Origin of the sequence: Lonsdalea britannica (assembly GCF_003515985.1) — a bacterium.
Taxonomy (GTDB): Bacteria; Pseudomonadota; Gammaproteobacteria; order Enterobacterales; family Enterobacteriaceae; genus Lonsdalea; species Lonsdalea britannica.
The window spans coordinates 2,521,184-2,545,281 of record NZ_CP023009.1 but is presented as its reverse complement, the minus strand read 5'-3'; the positions used below and the strand labels follow the sequence as shown (position 1 = coordinate 2,545,281).

Genomic DNA, 24,098 nt, shown 5'->3' with positions numbered 1-24,098 from the left:
GTTAGCGGAAACCTCGTTCTAGCTGGATAAACGGGTTCACCACTTCGCCTTTGCCGAACGGCATGCTGCCCGGCCCGCCCGCGCGGGCGATGGTCGGGGTAATCAGCAGTTTCTGCGGCCAGGTTTCGCGCTCGAACAGCTCCCGTTGCAACATTTCCCGCATATCGGCTTCCACGATCACCGCTGAGATAGCCTGTTCGATCTCAGCCCGCAAGGTGCGCCACAGCGTGGCGGGCGCGATGGCATAGACGGCGGCCAGCGTGTCGATAATCGCGCGCAGGTTGACCTGAATGCCCAGCGTTTGCAGCCAGAACAGCAGGTCTTGCGGACGTTCGTGATAAAGCGTGTTGGCGGTGTTGCCCGGTTTGAGGCGATAGACCGGGTCCTGCATACCATGCTGATTCAGCGTCGGGACATGAATACGCAGCGAATCGTGGTCGCGCAGCAGCAGGCCATGCGCCCGCCCCGCTTTCCAAACCAGCACCGCGTTTTGCCCGTGAATTTCCCCCAGCATCCCCAGACGGAACAGGCGGAAATTCAGCGTGAAGAAACAGCGGCATAGCTCGGCGAATAGCGTCAATACGCTCTCTTTGGTGACGGGCAGCGCTCGGTAAGCTAACCAGTCGTCGAAGAAGTGCCGACGGCTGTCCGGTAACAAGGTGCCCAACGCCGCCATCGGCAACAGCCGACACGTCGGATCCTGCAACAGCTGCGGCGGATAGCGACGCACCATCGCGGACAGGTGACGCGGCGCTTCGTCGAACAGCGTCGCCTGCGGCGGCATAAACGCCCACCAGCGTCGTTCGCCGCAGAGAAATAACCGCGCTTTCAACTCGTCATCCCGCGCCAGCGCCTCATGCAGCAGCGTCTCGCTCAGATTGCCGTTAATCATTTTAACGGCGGGCAAATAGCGCGACGCGCCCAGCGAATAGACCGCCATCGGCAATTTCAGATAATCCGCGCTGGCGAAACTGGGGGTCATGGAGCGCAGCGAAGACGTCGGCAACGCCCCGTCAGACCGAAATGCCAGCCGACGGCAGCGCCCATCATGCAGCGCATCGCCCAAGAGCGGGTCCAAGACATGCGCGTCCTGCCAGGGGTGTACCGGCAGCGCCACATGACTTTCGTCCAGTCCGCGATCCGTCAGCTCGTCGGCCAGCCGGAGGCGATCGTCCGCCGTTAACAGATAGTCCGCCGGGGTCTGTCGGGAGAGATCTTCAATCCCTTCCCCGCACAGCAGGCAGTCGCGGGCGACGGCCACCCAACACAGCGTAACCGGGCGGGCGAACTCCGCCACATAGTGCTGATAGTCATGTGAATTCAGTCCCTGTTTCGCCTTGGCAGTCGGGTGATAGGGCCGATCGCGCAGCGAGGCCCACTGCTCCATGATATGAAAGAAATCTGCATTATCGCGCGTCAGCAATCCCTCAGGGTCGATACAGTGAGACTGCGACAGCGCCGTTTGCTGCACGCTGGTGCCCAGCGCATCAAGAAACAGCTGCTGTCCTTGCGCGTTCTGCTCCGACTGACCCTGCGCGGCGAACACCCAGCGCATCACATCTTCCGGCGACAGCGCCTGCCACTCCGCCGTATCAGGATCGCCGACATAGACTGCCGACAGCGGCGCTTTTTCCCACGCCTGCGTGATGCCCGGCCTCAGCGCCACCAGCAGCGTCATCGCCGCCTGCGCGGGTCCGCGCCATCGCCACAGCCGCGCCTGTGCCGAGGCCGACAGACAGGCGCTGAGCGGGCTGGGATGACCGTACTGCTGTCGCCACTCGGTTTCCGACACCAGCGTAAGCGCCTCTTCCCCAAAAAACTGTTCCGCCAGCAGGCAGTCGATCAGATCCTGCATGACGATCTGTTCTGCACGCAGACGATGAAAGGACAGTGACGTTTCCATACCCTAGACTCCCTTATCCGAAGACAGTGTGGTGGCCAATTTGGCCTGTAAGGCGCGAAAGGCAATCCCGCGCTCATCCCCCAAAACGAACGTATTCACGCCGCGCGCCCGCCAGCGTCCGAGGTCTTCCGGCTGGCGTGGAATGGCGCAGTACGGCACCCCTTGCTGTTGCGCCGCCCGGCATACCGTCGTGAGCGCATTCTGAACCGCCGGTTCGTCGATGCGCCACGGCATGCCCAGCGACTGGGACAGATCCGCCGCGCCCTCCAGCATCATGTCCAGCCCGTCGACGGCGGCGATAGACTCGGCCTGCGCCACGCCCGCCGCGCTTTCAATCATCGCGACCAACAGAATTTCATCGTTGGCCCGGCGCACGTACTCCGCCAGACTTTCCTTGCCGAACGCGCCGGGACGCCCGGCATTCAGGCTCCGGACGCCGCGCGGATGATAGAAACAGGCGGCCACGGCTTCCCGCACCTGCTCCGCTTGCTCCACCATTGGCAGCACGATCCCCTGCGCGCCGCCGTCCAGCAGGCGCAAAAGCGTTTTCGGGTTGCCGTCGGCGACACGCACCAGCGGCGTCAAGCCATAGGATTCCGCAGTGCGGATCATGTTCTCTACCGTTTCCGGGTTGATCAGCACATGTTCGGTGTCAATAATCACAAAGTCGAAGCCCGCTTCCGCGATCAGCTCTATCGAGGCCGGTGACGGAATGGAGGCAAACAGGCCATAGGCTGGCGTTCCCGCCGCCAGCTTGCGTTTCAACGCGTTGACTCTCAGCATGATGACGGCCTAAAGGGATAGAGCGGATTCGGCACGGCTTTGAAGCGGCGTTCGCCGTCGCCAAACAGACGGCGCTGAGTGAGCGCTTCCACCTCATACGTCGGGGCGAAGACGTCGAACAGGGCATAGCGCGTGCGATGCTGCGGATGGGCGGCCTGATAGTCGAGAATGACGTCGGCGGTCATCCGCCAGAAGCGCGATTCGTCCATGCCATAGTGCTGGCGCAGGAAGATGGCCATTTCCGCCAGACAGATAAAGAAGAAGGCGTCGCAGGTGAAGTCGCGCACCGCGTTGACATCATCCGTCAAAATGAACGAGTTGCGGTTGATTTTGGCGTGACTGGGGGGTAATGGCGCCAGCTCAGGACAGCGATCCGGCCGGGCCAGATGCTGCGGCGAGTAACGCACGCCGTCGTGAAAATCTTTGAGCGCGATGCGCTGCGGCCAGCCGTCGCGGGCGATCAGCACGATGTTCTGGCCGTGCGACTCCATGCCAATCCCTTCGGCAAACAGCATATGGATGATGGGCGAGACCGTGACGCTCAGCAGTTGCCGCGTCCAGTTTTCCAGCCCGTACTGCCGTATCCAGGCGTCGATAAACGGAACCGTCTCCCCTTCGCCGTAGCGATTTTCGACATGGCTTAATCCGTTGAACGGGATCGCCTGTTCGCCCGGCTGCAAATAGGCGTGAATGCTTTCGCGCCACAGCGCGCCGAGCACGCCATAGGTCTGCGCGCTCCGGCTGGCGGAGTGCTGGCGAGTATCCAGACTCACTCCGGCGATCTCGCCGAGGATCACGCATTTCATGTCCCGCGCCGCCTGATCGGTTTCAATTAACTGTTGCAGCCAGTCGGTGATAATCGGCCCGTTCATCACCGTGTGGCGGGCCAGAATGCGGGTGCTGGAGGTGTTAGTGATGCTCAGCGCCAGCTTGACATAGGGCCGGGTTTTGACCGATGCGTTCGCCAGCGTGCGGATAGACTGCTGCGCCTGCCAGCGGTCCGGCGTGGTTCCCAGACAGATTATTTCGCCGCTAACCAGCTCGGTGTGGCAGGCTGGCAGGATCACGTTGCGCCACTGCCAGGGATGCGCCGGGATTAGCCAGTAATCCTCCAGCCGTTTTCCCTGCTGTTCCAACCGTTCGGCCCACGCTCGCCGACAGACCTCGCCGACCTCCTCATCCAGAAAGCGCTCAAAATCCAGACGCGACGAATGATTGACGGACGCCAGCCGCTTTTCCACGGCCAGCCAGACCAGCGAAATCGGCGCGGCGAATTCCGGCCCCCATTGCGCGTTGTCGTCCAGCGTGAAGCCGATGCGGGATTTGTAGCAGGGATGGTAGCTGTGGGCGTCCATGAAATGGCGCTCCAGCGCATCGAAGTCGAGCCGATGCGGGTGGGTGACGGGCGGATAAGACTGCGCACGAGACTGTAAATCTTTCAGCTGCGTCTGCTCCAACTCCTGCACGAAACGCGCCAGACAGGCCGGATCTTCGCTTTCGTTTAATAGTTCAGACAACAGCTGATGCAGCGACGGCTTCGCGACCACGCCGTCCCGATCGCGGCGGCGCAGGCTGGCGTAATCCAGCCGAATCAGGTTGAAGCTGTCGCTGAACAGGCCAGTGCAACGGTACTCTACCGGCGCTCCCTGCGCATCACGCCCCTGGATGACGAACTGCGACCGCCCTTCATCCAGCGGCGTCCGTTGGTAAGTCAGTACGTCTTCATATAACAGCGTTTGCAGCAGTTGGCCGACCACGCGCTGCACCACACGCTGATAACGCGTCTTATCCATCTGCAATAGCCATTGACAGTCGGCGGCATCCGCACGCTGTCCGGCGGGTAACGATGTCTCCATGAGGTTTACCTTTATCCGTTGACGGTGAACAAAATCATTCGCTTTAGTGCGGCTCCCGACGCGGTGCCAGTAGAGCGGCCGCCTCCTCCGCCGACGTCTCTGCGCGCGGAAAACGCAGGGCGCACGGCAGCGCCAAAAAAATCAACAGGCCGGTGGCCATAAATGTTTCGCCGATGGCTGATGCACGCAGGGACGCCAACGCCCCCCCGGCGCCGGTCATGCGCCACTCCAGATAGAGCGCGGCCATTACCATCGCCAGCGACGCCGCCAGCCTGCGCGCGATGTTGTTCATCGCTGCTCCCTGGGTCACCAGCGTATCCGGCAGCACATTCAATCCAGCGGTGGTCACCGGCATGTAAGACAAGCCCAGTCCCGCGCCGCGCAGCACCATCAGCACGAACACCATGCCAAGCGAACTCTGCGGCCCCAGCAGACCCAGCCCGCAGGTCGCCAGCCCCGTCAGCAGCAGGCCGGTCGCGACCACGCGCGACGGTCCGTGACGATCCAACAGGCCGCCGCCGATCCGGCCAAACAGACTGGCGCTCAGCGCGGTGCACAGCAGCGCCAGACCGGTGTCGATGGCGCTATGGCCCAGCACCAGCTGTACCAACAGCGGCAACAGCACTAAGCACTCAAACATGCCGACGGACTGGATGACAGTGATCGCCACGCTCAGGCGATAGCCGCGCAGCCGAAACATGCGTAAATTCAGCAGCGGCTCAGCCTTGCGCCAGGCGCGGCGAACAAACAGCGTCAGGCAGAGCGCCGCCAGCAGGAGCAGCGTAAGATTCATCGGGTTGGACAGCCCCGAAAGCTGGTGTACGCGGCTGGTCGCCAGCAGCAACAGACCAATACCAGCGGCGATCAGCACGTAGCCTTTGGCGTCGAACGCCGCCTGAGTATCAGGAGACGTTGAGGGAAGAACCCGACCGCCCATCAGCAGCGCCAGCACTGCAAACGGCAGATTGACCGCGAACAGCGCTCGCCAGTTGAAGACCTCCAGCAGCAGCCCGCCGCACAGCGGCCCCACCGCCGGCGCCAGCATGACCACGGCGCTCCACACGCCCGTGATGGCCCCCCGCTGTTCCCGCGGATACACCGCAAAAATCAGCGCCAAAGACAGCGGGATCATCAGGCCGCTGGCGATACCCTGCGCGACGCGCGCGCCGATCACACCCGACATCGACGTCGCCAGCGCGCCCGCGAGCGAACCCGCCATAAACAGCGCCACCCCAATCAGGTAGAGGCGTTTATGCCCTAGCCTCGCGCCCAGATAGCCGGTCAGCGGCATGGTCATCGTCATGCTGACCATGAACCCTGCGACGATCCACGTCGCCAGCAGCGGGCCAACGTTGAACGCGCTCATGAACGCAGGCAGCGCCGGGTTGAGCGCGCTGTTGCTGAGGCTGACGGTGATCGTGCCGAACAGGACATTGATCACCACCAGCGCGCGGGGGCTAGCGCTCATGACGCTCCTCGCCCTCTTCGGCGGCTGACACAAACCACTGCGGCGGACGCGGATGGCACAGGAAGTCGGCATGGGAAATGTTGTAGCCGTAGGCTCCCGCCATCGGCAGCACCAGAAGATCGCCGATGCGAACATCGGCCAGCCGACGGTCTCGGCTCAGAACGTCTTTGGGCGTACACAGCTGCCCCACCACCGTCCACGTTTGCCAGACTGTCGGTTCGCGCGCGTCTTCCGTCAGATGAATCACAGGATGGTCGTGGCCCTGCGCGACCGGCAGACGAAATTGGTGCGTACCGCCGCGGCAGACGAGGAATCCCTTGCCGTGACTGACTTTGGCATCCAATACCTCAACCACGTAGTAACCGCAGTAGGCGCTGATGAACCGTCCCGGTTCGAACCGCACCACGGGCGCATCGTCCAGCTCGGCCAAACGCTGCCCCAGAAAACGGCACAGCGACGGCCAGTCAAACTGTTCCGCATGGAGGTAGTCCACGCCGATGCCGCCGCCGACGTTGAGATGTGTGATCGTCTCCGGCCTCCGCGACATCGCTTTCCAGCAACGCCAACGGCTGAGATAGACATCCAGCAGTTGCCGATGGCGATCCGCCTCAAGCTGGTGCGACATGGCATGCACGTGAAAGCCTTGCAGCCGCAGATGGCTGGCGTCGTCAACCGCGGCGACCGCCGCCGCCAATTCGGACTCATCAATACCAAACGGCGTCGGTTTACCCGCCATCGCCAACTTGGTGGTCAGGCCGTCGGACAGCTGCGGATTGATGCGGATGAACACAGGCTGTATTCGCCCTGCCCGCTGCGCGCAGCGTTGTAAACGGGCGATTTCGTGCAGGCTTTCCACATGCACCGCCGCCACGTCGCGTTGCAGCGCCGTATCGAAATCCGAATCCAGTTTTCCCGGACCGGAGAAGACGAAAGGACGTGCCGTTGCGCAGCCCGCGACCCGCTCAATTTCCCCGCCCGACGAGATCTCAAACCCATCGACCCACGGCGCGACCGTGTCCAGAATCGGCCTTTCGCTGTTGGCCTTGATGGCGTAGTAAAGTTCGACGCCGGGCGGCAGCGCCGCCATGACGGACCTCACGTGCCGCCGCAGCGCGGTCAGGTCATAGACGAAGGCCGCCAGCGGATCGGACTCCTGCCGTTGCAGGCGACGAATGGCCGCGACGATGTGGGCCGGCAGCTTAGTCATGACGCGCCTCCTCATGCCACGGCGCGGGCAGGTTCACGTAGCCCGCCGCCCGGTCGGCGTCGGCGGAAAGCCGTACCTTGAGATTGGTTTTACAGGCGATCGGATGCCCCTTGATAAGGGCCTCCAACTCGGGCGCAGGGCCCTGAAGCTCGGTCTGGATCGCCTTTAGCTGTTCCCGCACGCGCTGCCACATCTGCGGCGCCAGCGCCGGACGCTCATCACTGAGTGCCAATACGGCTTCCGACAGGTGATTGACCAGCAGGCAGTACTGAATGCGATTCCAGCCCTGCTGCCGCGAATAGCGCAGCGAGGCCCGAACGCGCGGGTGAACCTCGTCGCCAATGGCCCGCATGCCGTCCTCGTCGGTTAACTTGACGCCCTCGAAGTCACGCAGCAGAACCTGATGCGGCCGCCCTTCCCGATGCACCAGTACGCTGTTTTGCAAATGCGGCTCCATAACCACGCCGTGGTTGAAGAACAGCGCCAGTACCGGCCGCAGCAGCAGCGACTGGTAGTCGTCGAACCAGCGCAGCAGGCTGTGATCGTCAAGCGGGTGGCCATAGTGCGCGTGCAGGAAGGGATGGATCAGCGGTCGCAGATCCGTCCCGCGAGCGAATAGCGTACCGGCCATCAGGCTGTTTTGCGCGCCGGTGCGACGGCAGAAGTTCTCCCGCAGAATGGCGCCGGTCTGTTCCCTGAACCAGTGACGATCGCTTTCGCTGGCCGCCGCCGGGCTCCAGCTCAGCACGCCCGGCTCTCTGGCCGCGACAAGCCCGCCGAGCGTATCGGCTTGCCGCGTCATCAGTTCGGCGAACAGGCGATCAATCAGCACCGTACTTTCCAGCTCATACCAGGCATTTTTACGGACGCAGTTAGTGATGCGTACGTTCAACGACCCTTTGATGAAGTAATCATGATCGTCGATGTACCAGGTGCGTATCGACGCGGTGGGGCTGGCGATTCGCCCCGTGGCGCCCAAATCGCGAATTTCGCCGTCGCGCAAGCGCTGCTGCACCCGCGCGTCCTGCTTGAACAGCTGAGCCTGTACCGGATGCATGCAGATGATGGCGCGGCCGCAACCCGCGCGACGCTGATTGGCAAATCCGTCCAGCACCTGATCAGGCGTCAGGCCGTTAGCCCCGATGTGCAACCCGTCCTTCGGCACCTCGAACTGATACAGCGCCGAACGTGCCTGAAACTCGGGAGCCCACGGCGTTTGCCCCAGCTCGCTCGGCCACAGCCGTGCTTTAGGCGCCGGATGGCTGGGATGACCGAACCACAGACCCTGTTCGCTAAGCAGATAGTGATAAAGCGGGGAAGCCGCCTCACGACGGCCATTGTGAGCCACAATCGCCTCCACCAGTTGCTGACTCTGTACGATTTGAGCCTGTAGGTCGGGATTACGGCGACCCACCCAGGTTTCGCAAGCGTTGAGCAACTGCGCGACGAATAGGTCAAACGCCGGACAGTGCCAACGTTCTCCCGGCAGTTTTAAGTAAACATCCGAGAGATAACGCTGACTGCCAAGGCTGTCCCGACGGTCGACCATGAAGAACAGTTCTCGTTCCCCGGCAGCCGGATCGTCATCGGGATACCCCGCCAGTCGGCGCCGTCGAAGTAGGCGCCGGGCGGAATGCCGCTCATATCATCAGGCCACGCATAGCGCGCATGGCCCTCGGGAATGGCGAACTCTTTGATCAGGCAGTTCAGCAGGCCGTGTACGGCCGCCTTTTCGCCAATCATTCTGGATAAGACGGCATGATCGAGGTTGTTCATCTCTGCTCCATAAGTGTTGCGATCGTCCGGGTGCAGCTACCGTGGCGAGCGTTTTTCATCCTGAAAATGCAAGTTAAAAATCGACGCTATACCCCAGCGTGAGGGTTCGCCCCCGCCCGGAAAAATAACGATCGGAATTCACAATCGCGCTTTGCGAGTAGTAGGTGATGTACTCTTTGTTGAACAGGTTAGCCACGGCCAGCTTGAGCTTGCCGCGCGGCAGCGCATAGCCCACCGCCGCATCCACCAGCAGATAGCCGTTGAAGTCTTTCTCTGCCTCATCCATCGTGCGATCAAAGGCATAGTTGGCCTGAATAAAGGACGTCCATTTGGGTGACCAGGTGGCCGCCCAACTGGCGGTCAAACGATCCGGCGGCACATTCAAACCGTCAAGTTTGCCGTCGAGGCTGCCGTTGCCGTCACTGTCATAGCGCCCGCGGATGTGGGAATAGCCTACTTTCAGGCGATGGTCGTCGTTGACCTTGTAGCCCAGCGTCGCCTCGACCCCGTCAATCCGGGTTTTCTGCCGTTCGCTCTCGTAGGTGCCGCTGACATCCACCACACGTTCGCCCAGCTTGGCTGAGGATTCGTAATAGCTGACCTCGAGGTCGAACGGATCTTGCTGTATGCGGAACCCGGCTTCGACGTTGTCGGTGACGATAGGCTCCAGCGGCAGCTGGGACACCGACTGACCTGCGGTGCGAATCCCACGCAGCGTGCGCCCAACATCCGGAATGCCGAATCCCTGCGAGTAGTTGGCGAACAGGCTTAGAGGCTGATAAGGCGTAGTCCAGACCGCGCCGACGTTATAGAGCGTTTTGTCGAAGTCGAGCTTGCCGCCTTCGACATCGACGCCGTTATTGGCCGCGACGGTCCGGAAGCTGTCGATGTCCAACTTGGCGTATTCATAACGCACCCCGGCGGTGATCTTGAGCGAGTCAATCGGCTGGATATCCAGTTGGAAGAACGGCGACAGATCGGTGTATTCCATTTGCGGCGCGTAGGTGCGCTGGGTGAGCCAGAGGTCTTGTTTACCCCGGTCAAACAGAGTGTCGAAACCCAACGTGGCTTTGAGGTAATCCTCCCAGATATCGTCCTTGGTCAACGCCAGCTTGGTGCCGTAGCGGCTGGATACGACGCGCGACTGATCGTAAAGCTGACCGCGCGGGGCCAGCGCGGGATCCTGAAATGAGGCCGACCGGTCCGCGCCGAACAGAGATTCATAGTTCTGGTAATAGACCAGCGCATTGAGTTTCATGCCGCTGAGATTGTAATTGTCGTAGGTCGCTGACGTGGTCCAGACGCTGTTCTGCGGCGCATCGCCGACCGGACGCCCTTTTTCGGAGGTGGTCGCGATACCGTTGTCACGATCGCCGGTCACGCTCAGATAGTTCATTTTCCCTTTGATCTGATACCGATTGAAACTGAGCTGTACGCGCTGATCGTTATCCAGCCAGTAGCCGACCTTGGCGAGGATGTCGTAGGCGCGGGAATCCATCAGATCGCCCTGTGTGTTGTCGACCCCGATGGCCCGGTCATCGCCGTCCAGAAACAGTCCCTGATCCTCGTAGCTCAGCGAGAACAGGTAATCCAGATACTCCTGGCGACCGCTAAAGCCATAGGTGGTCTTATAGTTCATGGTGTCGCCTTCCAGTTGCGATGTCGGCGTCGTGGCTTCCACGCTGAAATGCTGACTGAAAGAGTCCGGCGCGGGACGTCGGGTGATGATATTGATGACGCCGCCGGTCGCGCCGATGCCGTTACTGGCGCTGGCGCCGTGGATCACTTCGATGCGGTCGACCATCGAAAAGTCGATGGTGTGCATTTCACGGCCGGTGGGCCGCAGCGGGTTGGACTGGGGAATGCCGTCCACCAGAATCAGGGGCGCGCGTCCTCGGAAGGTCTCGCCGCTGCCGCTCATTTTTTGGCGGCTCGGCGCCATCGATGGCAGCAAATTGCTCAAAATTTGCGATGAGTCAGAGGTCAACTGACGCTGTTGTTCAATCTGTTCCTTCGAAATAATCGTGACGACCTGCGGCGAGTCCTTCTTTTCCGTGTCCGTTCGCGTGGCCGTCACCACCAGTTCGTTATCATTGTTGGCGATGCTGTCCGCCGCATTGGCCTGCGACCACAGTAACAACGGCGTTAACGCATAAAATGCCCGAGCCTTCATTCAGTTGACCTCGTGATGTTTTCCCAGAAAAGCGGCCCGACCTTGGGGACGGTGCCGTCAATGTCGCGTCGGTTTGCATTGCCGTCCGCGTAATAATTGTTATGACCGGATGCGCGTCAGCGCCTCGCTCAGCGCCCGCTCGAAGCGGGAGACGGCAATTTCGCACTCCGCTGGTGAAATCGTCAGGGGCGGCAGGAGCCGCACCACATTGCCGTGACGCCCGCCGCGCTCCAGCAGCAGTCCTTGCTGGAAACAGCACTGCTGAATCTCGGCCGCCAGCGGCGCATCAATGGGGTAACTGCCGTCTGAGGATGGCGGCAGACGTTCATCGACGATTTCAATGCCCAGCATCAAACCGCGACCGCGTACCTGTCCCAGACAGGGGAAACGCTGCTTCAAAAAAGTCAGCGCCTGCGTCAGCCATAAACCGCGCGTGGCGGCCTGTTCGGGAAGGCGGTCGCGAGCCAGGATCTCCAGCGTGGTTTTGCCGGTCGCCATCGCCATCTGATTTCCACGGAACGTGCCGCTGTGCGCCCCAGGCTGCCAGGCATCGAATGCGCGGCGGATCCCCAGCACCGCGAGCGGCAGCCCGCCGCCGACGGCTTTGGACATGACGATGATGTCCGGCTCAATCCCCGCCTGCTCGAACGCAAACAGGGTGCCGGTGCGCCCAAATCCCGCCTGGACTTCATCCACAATCAGGACAATGCCGTACTGCTGAGTCACTTCGCGTAGCATCCGCAACCAGCTGTCCGGCGCAGGATTGACCCCGCCCTCGCCCTGAACGGCTTCCACAATGACGGCGGCGGGCAACGGCATGCCGCGCTCAACATCGGCGATGAAATGGCTAAAGTAGTGATTTAGTGCCTTCACACCCGCTTCACCGCCGAGCCCCAGCGGGCAGCGATATTCATGTGGGAAAGGTAAGAACTGCACGCCGGACATCAGGTTTTGTACCGGGTCTTTCGGCCCGGTATTGCCGGTGACCGCCAGCGCGCCGTGCGTCATCCCGTGATAACCGCCGGAGAAGCTGATGACGCCGCCGCGCCCGGTGAAGGTTTTGGCCAGTTTGAGGGCGGCCTCAACGGCATCAGCCCCAGATGGACCGCAAAACTGCAGACAGTAGTTATCCGCGCCACCGGGCAGCAGCGCCAATAACGTTTGGCTGAATGCATCTTTGAGCGGGGTGGTGAGATCAAGCGTATGCATGGGTAAACCGGAGTGCAGGAAATCCTGAATGCTGGCGACGATCTCGGGATGATTGTGTCCCAGCGCCAGCGTTCCCGCGCCGGCCAGACAATCCAGATAGTCTTTGCCCTCCACATCCGTGACCCACGCGCCGCGCGCTTTAGCAATCGCCAGCGGCAACTTTCGGGGTAACTTCGCACATTGGACTCCATCCACGACTGGCGCGCCAGGAAGTCTGCATTTTTTTGATTAAGATGCCCTTTCGTTGCCAAATGCTGCTGTGCCATCCTTCACCACCTCCTGTGATTATTTCGGATGACAACGATTATCATTAACAATTAGCTGACACAAGTGTTATTTTCTTGAAGGAAAATTGATTAAATCCTTACAAAAGGCAGACTTAAACCATCAATATGTTGATGATGAAGTAACTTTTATCGAAAAAGTGAGAAGATCGGGATGCGAGTGAGAAGTGTAAAGATTACGTTTTGTGGAAAAGCTCACAAAAATGACGTTTAAAAAAATTGATTAAGATATGCGTAATATCGATAAAGTTAGGGGAAAACAGGTTGCGTATTATGTAAAAAGCCAGCCTGTCGCCAGGCTGGCTTTGGTCCCGGTCTAGCCATAGGCCGACCTTTCGCTACAGGGATAATTACACAACGAATTCCGAATCGGCGGAATTCGTTTCAGCTTCCTTTTCGCAGGTCGCTCGCACTTTTTCCAGCGCACGTTCCGCTTCCGCCAGAATCTGGCAGCATTGCTGATGCGTGATCGTTAACGGCGGCTCAATTCGCACCGATTTTGCATTGTTCAACGTCCCTGCGACTAATATGCGACGCTGGAACAGTTCGCTGGCAAAGGCGTAACCAATTTCGTTTTCCTGGAACTCGAAGGCCAGCAGCAGCCCTTTACCACGCGCCGCCATAATCAGGTCAGGGTATTTGTCCGCGAGTTTTTGCAGTCCCGCCAGCAGGAAGGCGCCCTCTTTGGCGGCCTGACCCGGCAGATCGTCTCGCAGCAGCACGTTGATGGTCGCTAACGCCGCCGAACAGGCCAGCGGGTTACCGCCAAACGTCGTCGTGTGCAGGAACGGGTTCTCAAACAACACGGAGAACACTTCTTCCGTCGCAACCGTGGCACCGATAGGCATCACACCGCCGCCCAGCGCCTTCGCCAGACACAAGATATCCGGCTGTACGCCATAGTGCTGGCAGGCGAACATTTTGCCCGTACGCCCCATCCCGGTTTGCACTTCATCCAAAATCAACAATGCGCCGATTTCATTACACAGCGCCCGAACCGCGGGCAGATACTCTTCCGGCGGCACGATCACGCCGCCTTCACCCTGGATGGGCTCCAGGATCACGGCGGCGATACCTTCACCGTCTTGCTGGCATTGTTGGACCTGCTGTTTCATCGCTTCGATATCGCCGAACGGGACATGATGGAAACCCGGCACTAGCGGCATAAACGGTTCGCGGAACATTGGCTTCGCGGTGGCCGAAAGCGATCCCAGCGATTTTCCGTGGAACGCGCCGTTCGCGGCGATAAAGCTAAATTTACCGTGGGGGGCCTGATAGGCTTTCGCCAACTTCAGTGCAGCTTCCACTGACTCAGTGCCACTATTGCTGAAAAAACTGTATTTCAGCTTACCAGGCGTGATGGCCGCCAGCGTTTTCGCGAGCATGCCACGCAGCGGGTCTAACAATTCCTGACTATGCAACGGCTGTTTTGATAGCTGTTTTTCTACTGCGGCGAGTACCGTCGGGTTACGATGCCCAACGTTGAAAATGCCGTAGCCGCCCAGACAATCCAGATATTCGTTTCCCTGCGTATCAAGCAGAGTGTTCGCACTGCTGGAGCGCCACTCGACGACACCGTAGCCGCCGTCTGAGGTGACTGATTTTCTATATTCCAGAAAACCCGGATTAACGTAATCGCGGAATGAATTTAGCGTTTCTTTATTTAGCGCCACCATGTCTTCCTGACTCAGTGTATCGCTCATGATCCATTCTAATGCCTGCTGAGAACACTCTAGCGGGTTAAGTTCGGAAAAGGGTCTGGACAAAATGCGCTCCTTATTAAACGGGTATCACGCGATACCAATATTAGTAATGCACAAAACAAGCCAACTAGCCATCACTTTATTTGCTGAACTTTACGCTGCGGAAAGGTATATTTTTGGTATTAAATCTAGATTTTTTCTCAATTTTAAAAACAAAAAACCAGTAAATACATGATATTAGCCCACAATAAATAAAGGAATACTTAATTGCACTCTTTAAGTGCAAAATAACTTATTTCGCCCCGATAAAGGGCAATAAATGATCACAGACCTTTTTAAATGCGTCGCTTTTATTTAATTTCAGAAAATAATATATCCACGGTAAATAATAATAAGGAATCGGGAAATTAATTAATGCGGAAAAAAACAGGTTAAATAAGCCAGATAACCTCATAAAATTCATCTGGATATGATCCGAAAGATGATCTGCTCAAGGTGGTGGGTGACCGATCAACATTCTCCCTCGCAGAGGGTCCTGCTCGGAGCTCCCCCTCTTACATCACTTCACTTCATCTCACGTCATCAACGTCAAAGAGACAGCTTGTCTTTCCCTGCCTGCGGAGATAACACGCATCTAAGCCATGAATTTAGACGGGCGGTCGCAAACCCGCCTGCATCTAACACATCACTTCGCTATTCCAGACGGCAAATCGCACTGATGAAAGTCAATCATCCTCCAAGTCGCCAACGTCCATTCACGTCGCAAAACACACAAGGGATCATTTCGTTTCGGGAAGATGAGAAGTCTGTCGCCATCACCCAGCACGAGCACAAGTTGAAAGCGAAGTCGGTCTGGCGACTTTCCTGCAAAGTCCGATCTCAGGGATTGTATAAACACTCGACCATAGAGAAACGCGTTCTCTTGAATAAACAGGGTTACGCGACCACATGGGGAGAGCGACGTTGAAGGGGAAGATACTTTTTCCTCGCCTTTTCCCGTTTTACATCCTGGCGATAAGCGATAAACAAACCGGTGCCGGAAGTTATTCCGCACACAATGTCTCTATGCGATGGTGATGACAGGGGTTACAACCATAAATAACCTAAATAATAAAACCTCTCTTTACTTCATAACGAAAACAACTCGACCAGCTGAGGCTATCAAAAAAGAAAGCATTTCCGTCCCATTTATTTCACCCGCCGATTCATACTCTTCACTGTTGATCTAACGCGAAGCACTCACAACTCTTCATGACAGGGATTAGCTGCATAGAAACAGGCATAAATCATTAATAAAAACAAAATGATAAAAAACACCATCGCTCTTCATGCTCATTTCAAGCAATGCCGCTGATGAATGAATACGGGTTCAATACAAAATAAAAACATCATTTAAACAAAATAAGAACACGAAAACTCACAGAGACTGTTGAATCGCAAAAGAATGAAACCGACGTATCCCAGGTTATTTAGCCTCTCGCGATAAAATGATTGCGATAGTTTTTTAACTAAATTAATCAGTGGTTGTTTATTATTGGGAGCCACATCCCCTATTTAAGGTAAAGACACAGAAAATTTGAAATTGGAGAGATAGATCAAAAAATCAGATGGGATCCGATACCTATAGTACCCGCGACAAAAGTAAGTCAATTTTAATTAACGCACTCGTTTCTGTGAGTAATGAGGATTCTATGGACTTTATCATTCAACTGGTCATTGTCCTGATCTGTCTATTTTACGGCGCAAGAAAAGGTGGGATCGCGCTGGGATTATTAGGCGGTATCGGGCTGGTCATACTAGTTTTCTTTTTTAAACTCGAACCTGGGAAACCGCCCATCGACGTCATGCTGGTGATTATCTCCGTCGTCGCCGCGTCAGCTACGTTACAAGCATCCGGCGGCCTGGATGTCATGCTGCAAATGGCGGAGAAAATGCTGCGGCGTAACCCCAAATACGTCTCCATCATCGCACCTTTCGTCACCTGTATTTTGACCATTCTCTGCGGCACCGGGCATGTGGTTTACACCATTTTGCCGATTATCTACGACGTCGCGATTAAAAATAACATCCGTCCGGAAAGACCGATGGCTGCCAGCTCTATCGGCGCTCAGATGGGGATTATCGCCAGTCCGGTATCCGTTGCCGTCGTCTCTCTGGTGGCAATGCTGGCTAACTTCACGTTCCACGGCAAGCATCTCGAATTCCTCGATCTGCTGGCTATCACTATCCCCTCGACTCTGCTCGGCATCCTGGCTATCGGGATTTTCAGCTGGTTTCGCGGCAAGGATCTGGATAAAGATCCGGAGTTTCAAAAATTTATTTCCGTGCCGGAAAATCGGGAATACGTCTACGGCGATACCGCGACGCTGCTGGACAGAAAACTGCCGCGCAGCAACTGGATTGCGATGTGGATTTTCCTGACCACCATTGCCGCCGTCGCGCTGCTGGGCGCGATGGAAGACCTCCGCCCGGCTTTCAACGGCAAAGCCCTGTCGATGGTGCTGGTTATTCAGATGTTTATGCTGGTGTCCGGCGCCCTGATCATCATCATCACCAAAACGAATCCGGCTTCTATTTCCAAAAACGAAGTCTTCCGATCAGGCATGATCGCCATCGTCGCCGTGTACGGCATCGCCTGGATGGCGGAAACGATGTTCGGCGCGCACCTGGAGCAGATAAAAACAACCCTCGGCACGCTGGTGGTGGAATACCCCTGGGCCTATGCGCTGATCCTGCTGTTGGTGTCTAAATTCGTCAACTCGCAGGCCGCCGCGCTCGCGGCCATTGTTCCCGTCGCATTGGCGATTGGCGTGAATCCTGCTTACATTGTGGCTTCCGCCCCGGCCTGCTACGGCTATTATATTCTTCCGACCTACCCCAGCGATCTGGCGGCGATTCAGTTCGACCGCTCAGGTACGACGCATATTGGTCGTTTTGTGATTAACCACAGCTTCATTCTTCCCGGCCTGATTGGCGTATCAACATCCTGTGTCTTTGGATGGGTTTTCGCCGCCATGTATGGCTACTACTGAGTAGCCCCCTCACGCCGCCGCGTGCTAATGTCGGCGGCTCTCCCCTGAGTTTCAGTATAAAAAAAACCGCCCGTCGTCGTGCTGACCGGGCGGTTCTCTGTTTCTCCGATCTCCGATGTGCGTTTTGGAGCTAGGTGCGTGACTGTCGCCAAAGTTCGACGCAGGCCTGCGCCAGCGCCTGTGTTGTATCTATACTGTGCGCCAGCCAGCGCGAGTTAACGGCTGACAGCGCAGGAGACACTTCCGTACAGGCCAGAATTAGCCTCGAAGCCCCACGTTCCGCCAAACGGTCGGCCAGTTGCTCCAGCAGAATACCGCCCTCAACCCGCGCTCCCCTTTTGACGGCATAACACCCCGGAACGAACAGTTCATCCATCTCCTGCGGCGTGGGTTCCAGCACCTCGCAACCCGTGGCCGCCAACCGTTGCTGATACCAGCCTGCGCGCAAGGTGCCGTGCGTAGCAATCAGCCCCGTGATTTCAGAGGGGGCAACGATAGGCTGCCGCATCGCAGCCAGCGTGGCATCCGCAATATGCAGCAGGGGCGCCCGACTGGCCGCCGCAAGGGCGTCGAACCAGTGGTGCGCCGTGTTACAGGGGATCACGAGATGGCTAATCGGCAGTTGATTTAGCGCGCGAACGGCCTCCAGAAGCACCGGCAGCGGGGAGGGACCCATCCCCGCCAGCGCCTGTTGACGATCCGGAATTTGCGGTACGTTCCAGACAACCATCGGGACATGGTCCTGATCGCGCTCGGCGGGTGTGGCCGCGATGATTTTCTGCACCAGATCGGCCGTGGCCAGGGGACCCATGCCGCCCAGCACCCCGATCAGACAGTCGGTCATGCTTAGCGCCCCTGCTGTTCGAAGAACTCACGATAGCCGAATAACCCGGCCGAACCGCCCGTATGAATAAACACGACCTGTTCGCCTTTCTTGAAATGCCCTTTTCTGATCAGATCGATCAGTCCGGCCATACCTTTACCGGAGTAGACCGGATCGAGCAGGATCCCTTCCAGACGCGCCAGCAGTTGGAGCGCCTCTCGGGTTCCCTCGTTAGGGATGCCGTAGCCTTCGCCGACATAGTCGCTATTCGCCTGCACAGCGTCGCGCGGTAAATCTTCTTCGATCCCCAGACGCTGCCAGATTTGCTGCGCCAGTCGATAGACGTTCTCTTCCTGCTTTTCTTTTGGCGCACGAACGCTGATACCCAGCACAGGGATCCCGCTACGCACCGCCGTCAGTCCGGCGACCAGCCCCGCCTGAGTGCCGCTGCTGCCTGAGGCGTGGACGATGTGGTCGATGCGCAGGCGCTGCTGGCTGGACTGGAACAGCAACTCTTCCGCGCAGGCGACATAGCCTAATGCGCCGGTGACGTTTGAACCTCCACCGGGAATGACGTAGGGGCGGCGGCCTTCTCGACGCAGCTCGTCCGCCAGCGTTTCCAGCGCCTGCTGCATATCCGTACCGCCAGGCAGGTGATCGACGATCTCCCCTCCTAACAAATCATCCAGCAAGATGTTGCCCGATCGTTGATAGGGCTCGCCGTAGTCCTTCACCCGCTTTTCCAGCAGCACTTTTGTTTTCAGCCCCAACTTCGCCGCCGCGGCAATGGTCTGACGAACGTGGTTTGACTGCGTTGCGCCCTGCGTCAGGATGATATCGGCCTCCTGTTGCAACGCCTCCGCCAACAGAAACTCCAGCTTGCGCGTTTTGTTGCCGCCGGTCGCCAAACCGGTCGCATCATCGCGTTTAATATAGATTGTCGGTCCGTTGAGATAAGCCGTCAGCGCAGGCAGGGGTTCAAGCGGGGTGGGGAAATGCCCCAGCGATAAACGGGGGAAACGAGCAAGATGCATCTTATTCTCCTCAAGAAAATCGGTATCACGTGCTATTTAAAAGAAATTGATGTCGTCCGTGTGATGTCATCGGGCAACTTTATTGATTAATGGAATAACGGTTCATGCGTCATTTAAGCTGAAAAATAACCGGCGGCCTTTTCGTCTTCGGCGCTAATTTCCCGTCGTTATCGCATGCCTGAAATAACACCGACGAGCATACGCGAGTTGCTGGATGAAAAAATGCCGCCACGGACAAATTTACGCACATGATGTAGGCCACTCTATTAACTAATCAGGCAACCTGTTTTTGCAGCTGGCTTAATTGGCCCCAGCTGGTGTCATCCACATAAATCCCCTCTTCCACCCGCTGCCGATAGGCTATTTGCTCCGGTTCGCCCGGCAGTAGCAGTTCGCCATCTTCACGGGACTGCCGAATCCATTCCAGCAGTACGGGGATTTCCTGTTGATAGAGCGCATTGCCGCCCAACCGATTGGGGTCGAACAGAATAGACAGCATACTGTTGATGATTTGATTGCCTTTCCCGGTGGCCGTACGCTCATTGCTGCCGCCGGTTAATACCGCGCCCAGCAGTGAACAGATGACGGCCAAACCCGAACCTTTATGCTGCCCGAACGCCAGCAGCGCGCCGGTGGGCTGTTCCATTAACCAACGGGGATCCACGGCGGGTTGGCCCTGATTATCCACGATGCAGCCGGGCGGCAGCAGCTTGCCTTCATTCCACGCAATACGGGCTTTATTACCGGCGATCACGCTGGTCGCGAAATCCAGAATCACCGGCGCTTTACCCGCGACAGGGATACCCGCGCAGAACGGATTCGTCCCTAATCGAGGCTGAACGCCCTGCCACGGCATGACCACCGGGCGGTTGTAGACATTGGCAAAATGCAACGACACCAACCCGGCTTCCGCGGCCTGCTCCGCCCAGGCCCCGATGCGTCCCAGATGATGCGCATCCGCCAGTCCGACAACGGCGACGCCGTGTTCCTGCGCGCGCTCAATACCCTCCGCGATGACCTGTCGGGCGACCACCTGACCGAAACCATGCTGTCCCGCAAAAGAGATCAGCGGCCCTGCATCCAGCGTCTTTTCCGCCACGGCGTAAGGCCGCAGTCCGCCATCGCGAATGGCGGCGACATAACGCGGGAGCATACTCACGCCGTGAGAGTCGTGCCCTTTCAAACTCGACTCCACGAGATTATCCGCGACCAGACCTGCAACCTCTTCTGTCACCTCAACGGCCAGCAAACACTCGCGTAAATAACCTCGTAAATACTGATGAGAAAAAACGGGCATGACATTTTATTCCGGGTCAATAGACAGATGATGAATATCATGCACCGTATTTTTTATTCGATAAGTCAAAATTAGTGCTTTGAATAGAAGCAAATTCGCTAAGCAATATTCAGGCTTTCTTTTACCAACATTCATACAAATGAAAAGCCAATAAATTATTCCAAAATAACATTTATAAAATTCACTCATTGCCTCATAGCATACGCAGACTTTCATTATCGTCCGGCGGTCACCGCTTCATTTTTCTTTATTTTTTTATTTAATATAAGTGAGAGAAATATGGATTCATCAGGAAATCAGAAAAAAACTGCCATTACCGGACGACTGACGGCATTGGCCCTGCTGGCAGGGCTGGGACTAAGTTTTGCGCCCTTGTCTGCCGAGGCGGAAGGAAATATTCGCATTGCTCAGCAGTTCGGCATCGGTTATTTGATTCTCGACGTGGTCCGCGATCGACAGCTCATCGAGAAACACGGCAAACAGCAAGGTGTCGATATCAACGTGGAATGGCGCACGCTCTCCGGCGCGACTATCATCAATGAAGCGTTACTTTCCGGCTCGCTCGACGTGGCCTCTGCCGGGGTGCCCCCGGCGCTGACCCTGTGGGACAGAACCCGTGGTCGACAGAACGTAAAAGCTATCGCATCGCTGGGCTCTATGCCCAACTACCTACTCAGCAACAACCCCGCGGTTAAAACGGTGCGCGACCTGAGTGAAAAAGACCGTATCGCCACGCCTGCGGCAGGCGTCGGTTTCCAGTCCCGCACCTTGCAAATTGAGACAGCCAAGCTGTTCGGCAATGAAAACTTTAAGCGTTTCGACACCATTACCGTTAGCCTGCCGCATCCGGATGCCAGCGCCGCGCTGACCGCGGGCGGGTCTGAGATAACGGCCCACTTCTCCAGCCCGCCATTCCAATATCAGGCGCTGGAAAACCCCAAAGTCCACAAGATTCTGAGTTCCTATGATGTACTGGGCGGTCCCGGCTCGTTCAACCTGCTCTATACCACCCAGAAGTTCCACGATGACAATCCCAAAACCTACCGGGCGTTTTACGATGCGCTGAAAGAGGCCGCCGACATTATCAAGGCGGACAAAGCAGCGGCGGCGGAAACCTACCTCCGCGTGGAAAAATCGCGCCTGCCGCTGGAGCTGGTGAAGCAGATTGTCGAAGACCCCGAAATCGACTTCACCGTGACGCCGCAGCGCACCTATGTCTACGCCGAGAAACTGCATGAGCTGGGGATTTTGAAGAATAAAGCCGCTTCGTGGAAAGACTACTTCTTTGAAGAAATTCACGATCAGCCGGGTAGTTGACCGCACCTTAACGGGGACACGCGCCAGCCGAAATCTAGCTCCCGGTTGGTGAGTTTGCCACTTTTAAGACAAGGTTCGGGATTCGGGGTTCGGGGTTCGGGGTTCGGGGTTCGGGGTTCGGGGTTCGGGGTTCGGGGTTCGGGGTTCGGGGTTCGGGGTTCGTCAGGATAGCCTAATGAGGAAAGCGACAGGCATTAAAAAACGCAGCGAGACGGCGTCGCGCTGCGTTTTGAACGTGGACTGCGCCGATTCAGGTGCAGTCCCGCTATGATAAAACCGATATTAGCTGGCGTTCTTCGCATTCAATCCGCGAATTTCGCTTTCATAGGAACGCGCTTTCTTCTCGTCGAACTGACCTTCCCATTTAGCGATAACCAGAACGGCCAGGGCATTACCCACCACGTTCAACGCGGTACGCGCCATATCCAGAATACGGTCGACGCCCGCAATAAAGGCCAGACCTTCCAGCGGAATACCCACGCTGCCCAGCGTCGCCAGCAGTACGACGAAGGATACGCCCGGTACACCGGCAATCCCCTTGGAGGTCAGCATCAGCGTCAGTACCAACACGACTTCCTGACTAATGGTCAGGTCGATGCCGTACAGCTGCGCGATAAAGATCGCCGCAATACTCTGGTAAAGCGTAGAACCATCCAGATTGAAAGAGTACCCCGTCGGCACGACGAAGCTTGTGATGGCCTTCGGCGCGCCATAGGCTTCCATCTTTTCGATGATACGCGGCAGCACGGTTTCGGAGCTCGCCGTAGAGTACGCCAGAATCAGCTCGTCTTTCAGGATGCGAATAATCATGCTGACGCGCAGTCCACAAAGGCGCGCCACCAGTCCCAGCACCACCAGTGCGAAGAACACGATCGCGCCGTAAACCATCACAACCAGTTTTGCCAACGGCCAGAGCGAGGCGAACCCGAAGTTAGCCACGGTCACGGCAATCAGCGCAAAGACCCCGACCGGCGCATAACGCATGATCATGTGGGTCACTTTAAACATCGTTTCTGATGCGCTGCGGAACACGTTCAGCAACGGATCACGCTGTTCGCGCGGCAGGGAAGACAGGCCCAGACCAAACAACACAGAGAAGAAGATCAGCGGCAGCATGTCCCCTTTCGCCATGGAGTCGAAGATGTTCGGCGGAATCAGTGACAGAATCGTGCCGACCAGGCTATGCGCGCCGCTCTGCACCTGCTCGGTGGTTTTCTCATATTGTGAAATATCGACGCTGGTTAGTGTCGACATATCAATGCCGTGACCCGGCTGGAAGATATTCGCCAGCGTAATGCCGAGAATAATCGCCACCGTCGTGACCACTTCAAAGTAGAGAATGGTTTTCAGACCAATACGACCCAGCTTCTTGGCATCGCCCACACCGGCGATACCGACCACCAGCGTGGTGATGACAATCGGTACCACGATCATTTTGATCAACCGAATGAAGATATCTCCGGCCGGGCTGAGAACATTGGCGATCAGCCACTGTTTTTCGGTCGGATGTTCATGCAAAAAGGCCCCAAGGGCAATACCAATCACCAAGGCGATGAGAATTTGCCACGCCAGGCTAATTTTTTGTTTTTTCATATCACTTTCCATTTCCTGTGCTCCGATCCTCGCAGGCGACGGTTCTACCGGCGCCTCACACCATCAGCAGATGCTGAATATGTCCAGACGAGGGGGAGGTTACAAAGATGAGGTGGTTTTTATTATTGCAGCGGCCGAATGGGGCGAGCTGTCTATTTATCATGCAAATAGTTATTCTCTTAAAACGAACAACTATTTGTATTTAAAAACAAAATCGCTGTTTTTATCAACAACGCATCTTGTCTAAGTTATTGTTAAAGCGAGGATGCTACTATCCCAGGTGGGTGAGATCAAGCCAATCATAGATAAGCAATTTCATAATTATGCTGTTAAGCAATACGATTTTTCCTGCATTGGCTACAGAAAATTCAGGAATATCAGTGCTATTTTTTAGCGCCATTAAGAATATAAAAGCACTCTGTCTTGCTGCAAAAAATTGAAAAAAAGACGGGGTACGAGCTCAAAAAGGGATGAAACGCTTGATTTCATCGTTCAAGGCGACGAAAAAGTCCTGGATCATGCGAGGAGAAGTTGGAGACGCCGATGCTCCGTGAAAATGAAGGCAGGCGCAAAAGACTGATGACGAGAATGGAGGCTAATAACAGCGCAGGTGAACAAAGGTCTTATTCACCCGCGCCGT

At 57.0% G+C, this 24,098-nt stretch carries 15 protein-coding genes and 1 pseudogene; 2 read left to right on the top strand and 14 right to left on the bottom strand.

What is annotated here, in order from left to right; translation table 11 throughout:
- Position 1 precedes the first annotated feature (1 nt).
- The 10 genes and pseudogenes from CKQ53_RS11610 to ygjG all read right to left on the bottom strand — a co-directional run bounded on the left by CKQ53_RS11610 (position 2) and on the right by ygjG (position 14,425).
- On the bottom strand, positions 2–1,903 hold the full coding sequence (locus CKQ53_RS11610) for an IucA/IucC family protein (protein WP_208640004.1): 1,902 nt from the start codon (positions 1,901–1,903) through the stop codon (positions 2–4).
- 3 nt (positions 1,904–1,906) lie between these two features.
- Complete coding sequence (locus tag CKQ53_RS11605) at positions 1,907–2,686, bottom strand: HpcH/HpaI aldolase family protein (RefSeq protein WP_162896354.1); 780 nt, start codon at positions 2,684–2,686, stop codon at positions 1,907–1,909.
- A complete protein-coding gene (locus CKQ53_RS11600) occupies positions 2,680–4,542 on the bottom strand; it encodes an IucA/IucC family protein (RefSeq protein ID WP_094118323.1) in 1,863 nt (620 codons plus the stop codon). Before CKQ53_RS11600 ends, CKQ53_RS11605 begins: the two co-directional genes overlap by 7 nt.
- Positions 4,543–4,585: 43 nt before the next feature.
- Positions 4,586–6,010, bottom strand: coding sequence for a DHA2 family efflux MFS transporter permease subunit (locus tag CKQ53_RS11595; protein WP_118895013.1), 1,425 nt, complete (start codon positions 6,008–6,010; stop codon positions 4,586–4,588).
- Positions 6,000–7,217 (bottom strand): type III PLP-dependent enzyme, encoded by a 1,218-nt coding sequence (locus CKQ53_RS11590; RefSeq protein WP_085652641.1) that lies wholly within the window; start codon positions 7,215–7,217, stop codon positions 6,000–6,002. The genes CKQ53_RS11595 and CKQ53_RS11590 overlap by 11 nt, the downstream gene beginning before the upstream one ends.
- Positions 7,210–8,766: an IucA/IucC family protein gene (locus CKQ53_RS11585; RefSeq protein WP_244200944.1), complete on the bottom strand. Its 1,557-nt coding sequence runs from the start codon at positions 8,764–8,766 to the stop codon at positions 7,210–7,212. Before CKQ53_RS11585 ends, CKQ53_RS11590 begins: the two co-directional genes overlap by 8 nt.
- Positions 8,709–8,993: a hypothetical protein gene (locus CKQ53_RS18765; protein WP_244200943.1), complete on the bottom strand. Its 285-nt coding sequence runs from the start codon at positions 8,991–8,993 to the stop codon at positions 8,709–8,711. The genes CKQ53_RS11585 and CKQ53_RS18765 overlap by 58 nt, the downstream gene beginning before the upstream one ends.
- Before the next feature lie 73 nt (positions 8,994–9,066).
- Positions 9,067–11,166, bottom strand: coding sequence for a TonB-dependent receptor (locus CKQ53_RS11580; RefSeq protein ID WP_118895011.1), 2,100 nt, complete (start codon positions 11,164–11,166; stop codon positions 9,067–9,069).
- Between the two features lie 99 nt (positions 11,167–11,265).
- Positions 11,266–12,641: pseudogene (locus CKQ53_RS11575) on the bottom strand (diaminobutyrate--2-oxoglutarate transaminase).
- Positions 12,642–13,009: 368 nt separating this feature from the next.
- A complete protein-coding gene (gene ygjG / locus CKQ53_RS11570) occupies positions 13,010–14,425 on the bottom strand; it encodes a putrescine aminotransferase (protein ID WP_085652645.1) in 1,416 nt (471 codons plus the stop codon).
- A gap of 1,628 nt (positions 14,426–16,053) precedes the next feature.
- On the opposite strand from ygjG, the gene CKQ53_RS11565 reads away from it, so the two are divergent.
- Positions 16,054–17,394, top strand: a complete 1,341-nt coding sequence (locus CKQ53_RS11565; protein ID WP_118895009.1) for an anaerobic C4-dicarboxylate transporter — start codon at positions 16,054–16,056, stop codon at positions 17,392–17,394.
- A 130-nt stretch (positions 17,395–17,524) separates the two neighbouring features.
- On the opposite strand, the gene cuyB is transcribed toward CKQ53_RS11565, so the two are convergent.
- The 3 genes from cuyB to CKQ53_RS11550 all read right to left on the bottom strand — a co-directional run bounded on the left by cuyB (position 17,525) and on the right by CKQ53_RS11550 (position 20,548).
- On the bottom strand, positions 17,525–18,238 hold the full coding sequence (gene cuyB / locus CKQ53_RS11560; RefSeq protein ID WP_094118324.1) for a cysteate racemase: 714 nt from the start codon (positions 18,236–18,238) through the stop codon (positions 17,525–17,527).
- Between the two features lie 2 nt (positions 18,239–18,240).
- Positions 18,241–19,251, bottom strand: coding sequence for a D-cysteate sulfo-lyase (gene cuyA, locus CKQ53_RS11555; protein WP_094118325.1), 1,011 nt, complete (start codon positions 19,249–19,251; stop codon positions 18,241–18,243).
- 274 nt (positions 19,252–19,525) lie between these two features.
- Positions 19,526–20,548: a malate/lactate/ureidoglycolate dehydrogenase gene (locus tag CKQ53_RS11550; protein ID WP_094118326.1), complete on the bottom strand. Its 1,023-nt coding sequence runs from the start codon at positions 20,546–20,548 to the stop codon at positions 19,526–19,528.
- 279 nt (positions 20,549–20,827) lie between these two features.
- On the opposite strand from CKQ53_RS11550, the gene CKQ53_RS11545 reads away from it, so the two are divergent.
- Positions 20,828–21,865 carry an ABC transporter substrate-binding protein gene (locus CKQ53_RS11545; RefSeq protein ID WP_094118327.1) on the top strand — a complete coding sequence of 346 codons (1,038 nt, stop codon included), beginning with the start codon at positions 20,828–20,830 and terminating at the stop codon, positions 21,863–21,865.
- 282 nt (positions 21,866–22,147) lie between these two features.
- On the opposite strand, the gene gltP is transcribed toward CKQ53_RS11545, so the two are convergent.
- The gene (gene gltP / locus CKQ53_RS11540; RefSeq protein WP_085653747.1) at positions 22,148–23,458 is read right to left on the bottom strand and encodes a glutamate/aspartate:proton symporter GltP; all 1,311 of its coding nucleotides are present in this window, start codon (positions 23,456–23,458) and stop codon (positions 22,148–22,150) included.
- Positions 23,459–24,098 lie beyond the last annotated feature (640 nt).

Bases quoted from the DNA above. Each gene is read 5' to 3' on its own strand.
- CKQ53_RS11610 (WP_208640004.1), bottom strand. From the start codon at position 1,903: ATGGAAACGTCACTGTCCTTTCATCGTCTGCGTGCAGAACAGATCGTC.
- CKQ53_RS11605 (WP_162896354.1), bottom strand. From the start codon at position 2,686: ATGCTGAGAGTCAACGCGTTGAAACGCAAGCTGGCGGCGGGAACGCCA.
- CKQ53_RS11600 (WP_094118323.1), bottom strand. From the start codon at position 4,542: ATGGAGACATCGTTACCCGCCGGACAGCGTGCGGATGCCGCCGACTGT.
- CKQ53_RS11595 (WP_118895013.1), bottom strand. From the start codon at position 6,010: ATGAGCGCTAGCCCCCGCGCGCTGGTGGTGATCAATGTCCTGTTCGGC.
- CKQ53_RS11590 (WP_085652641.1), bottom strand. From the start codon at position 7,217: ATGACTAAGCTGCCGGCCCACATCGTCGCGGCCATTCGTCGCCTGCAA.
- CKQ53_RS11585 (WP_244200944.1), bottom strand. From the start codon at position 8,766: ATGGTCGACCGTCGGGACAGCCTTGGCAGTCAGCGTTATCTCTCGGAT.
- CKQ53_RS18765 (WP_244200943.1), bottom strand. From the start codon at position 8,993: ATGAACAACCTCGATCATGCCGTCTTATCCAGAATGATTGGCGAAAAG.
- CKQ53_RS11580 (WP_118895011.1), bottom strand. From the start codon at position 11,166: ATGAAGGCTCGGGCATTTTATGCGTTAACGCCGTTGTTACTGTGGTCG.
- CKQ53_RS11565 (WP_118895009.1), top strand. From the start codon at position 16,054: ATGGACTTTATCATTCAACTGGTCATTGTCCTGATCTGTCTATTTTAC.
- cuyB (WP_094118324.1), bottom strand. From the start codon at position 18,238: ATGACCGACTGTCTGATCGGGGTGCTGGGCGGCATGGGTCCCCTGGCC.
- cuyA (WP_094118325.1), bottom strand. From the start codon at position 19,251: ATGCATCTTGCTCGTTTCCCCCGTTTATCGCTGGGGCATTTCCCCACC.
- CKQ53_RS11550 (WP_094118326.1), bottom strand. From the start codon at position 20,548: ATGCCCGTTTTTTCTCATCAGTATTTACGAGGTTATTTACGCGAGTGT.
- CKQ53_RS11545 (WP_094118327.1), top strand. From the start codon at position 20,828: ATGGATTCATCAGGAAATCAGAAAAAAACTGCCATTACCGGACGACTG.
- gltP (WP_085653747.1), bottom strand. From the start codon at position 23,458: ATGAAAAAACAAAAAATTAGCCTGGCGTGGCAAATTCTCATCGCCTTG.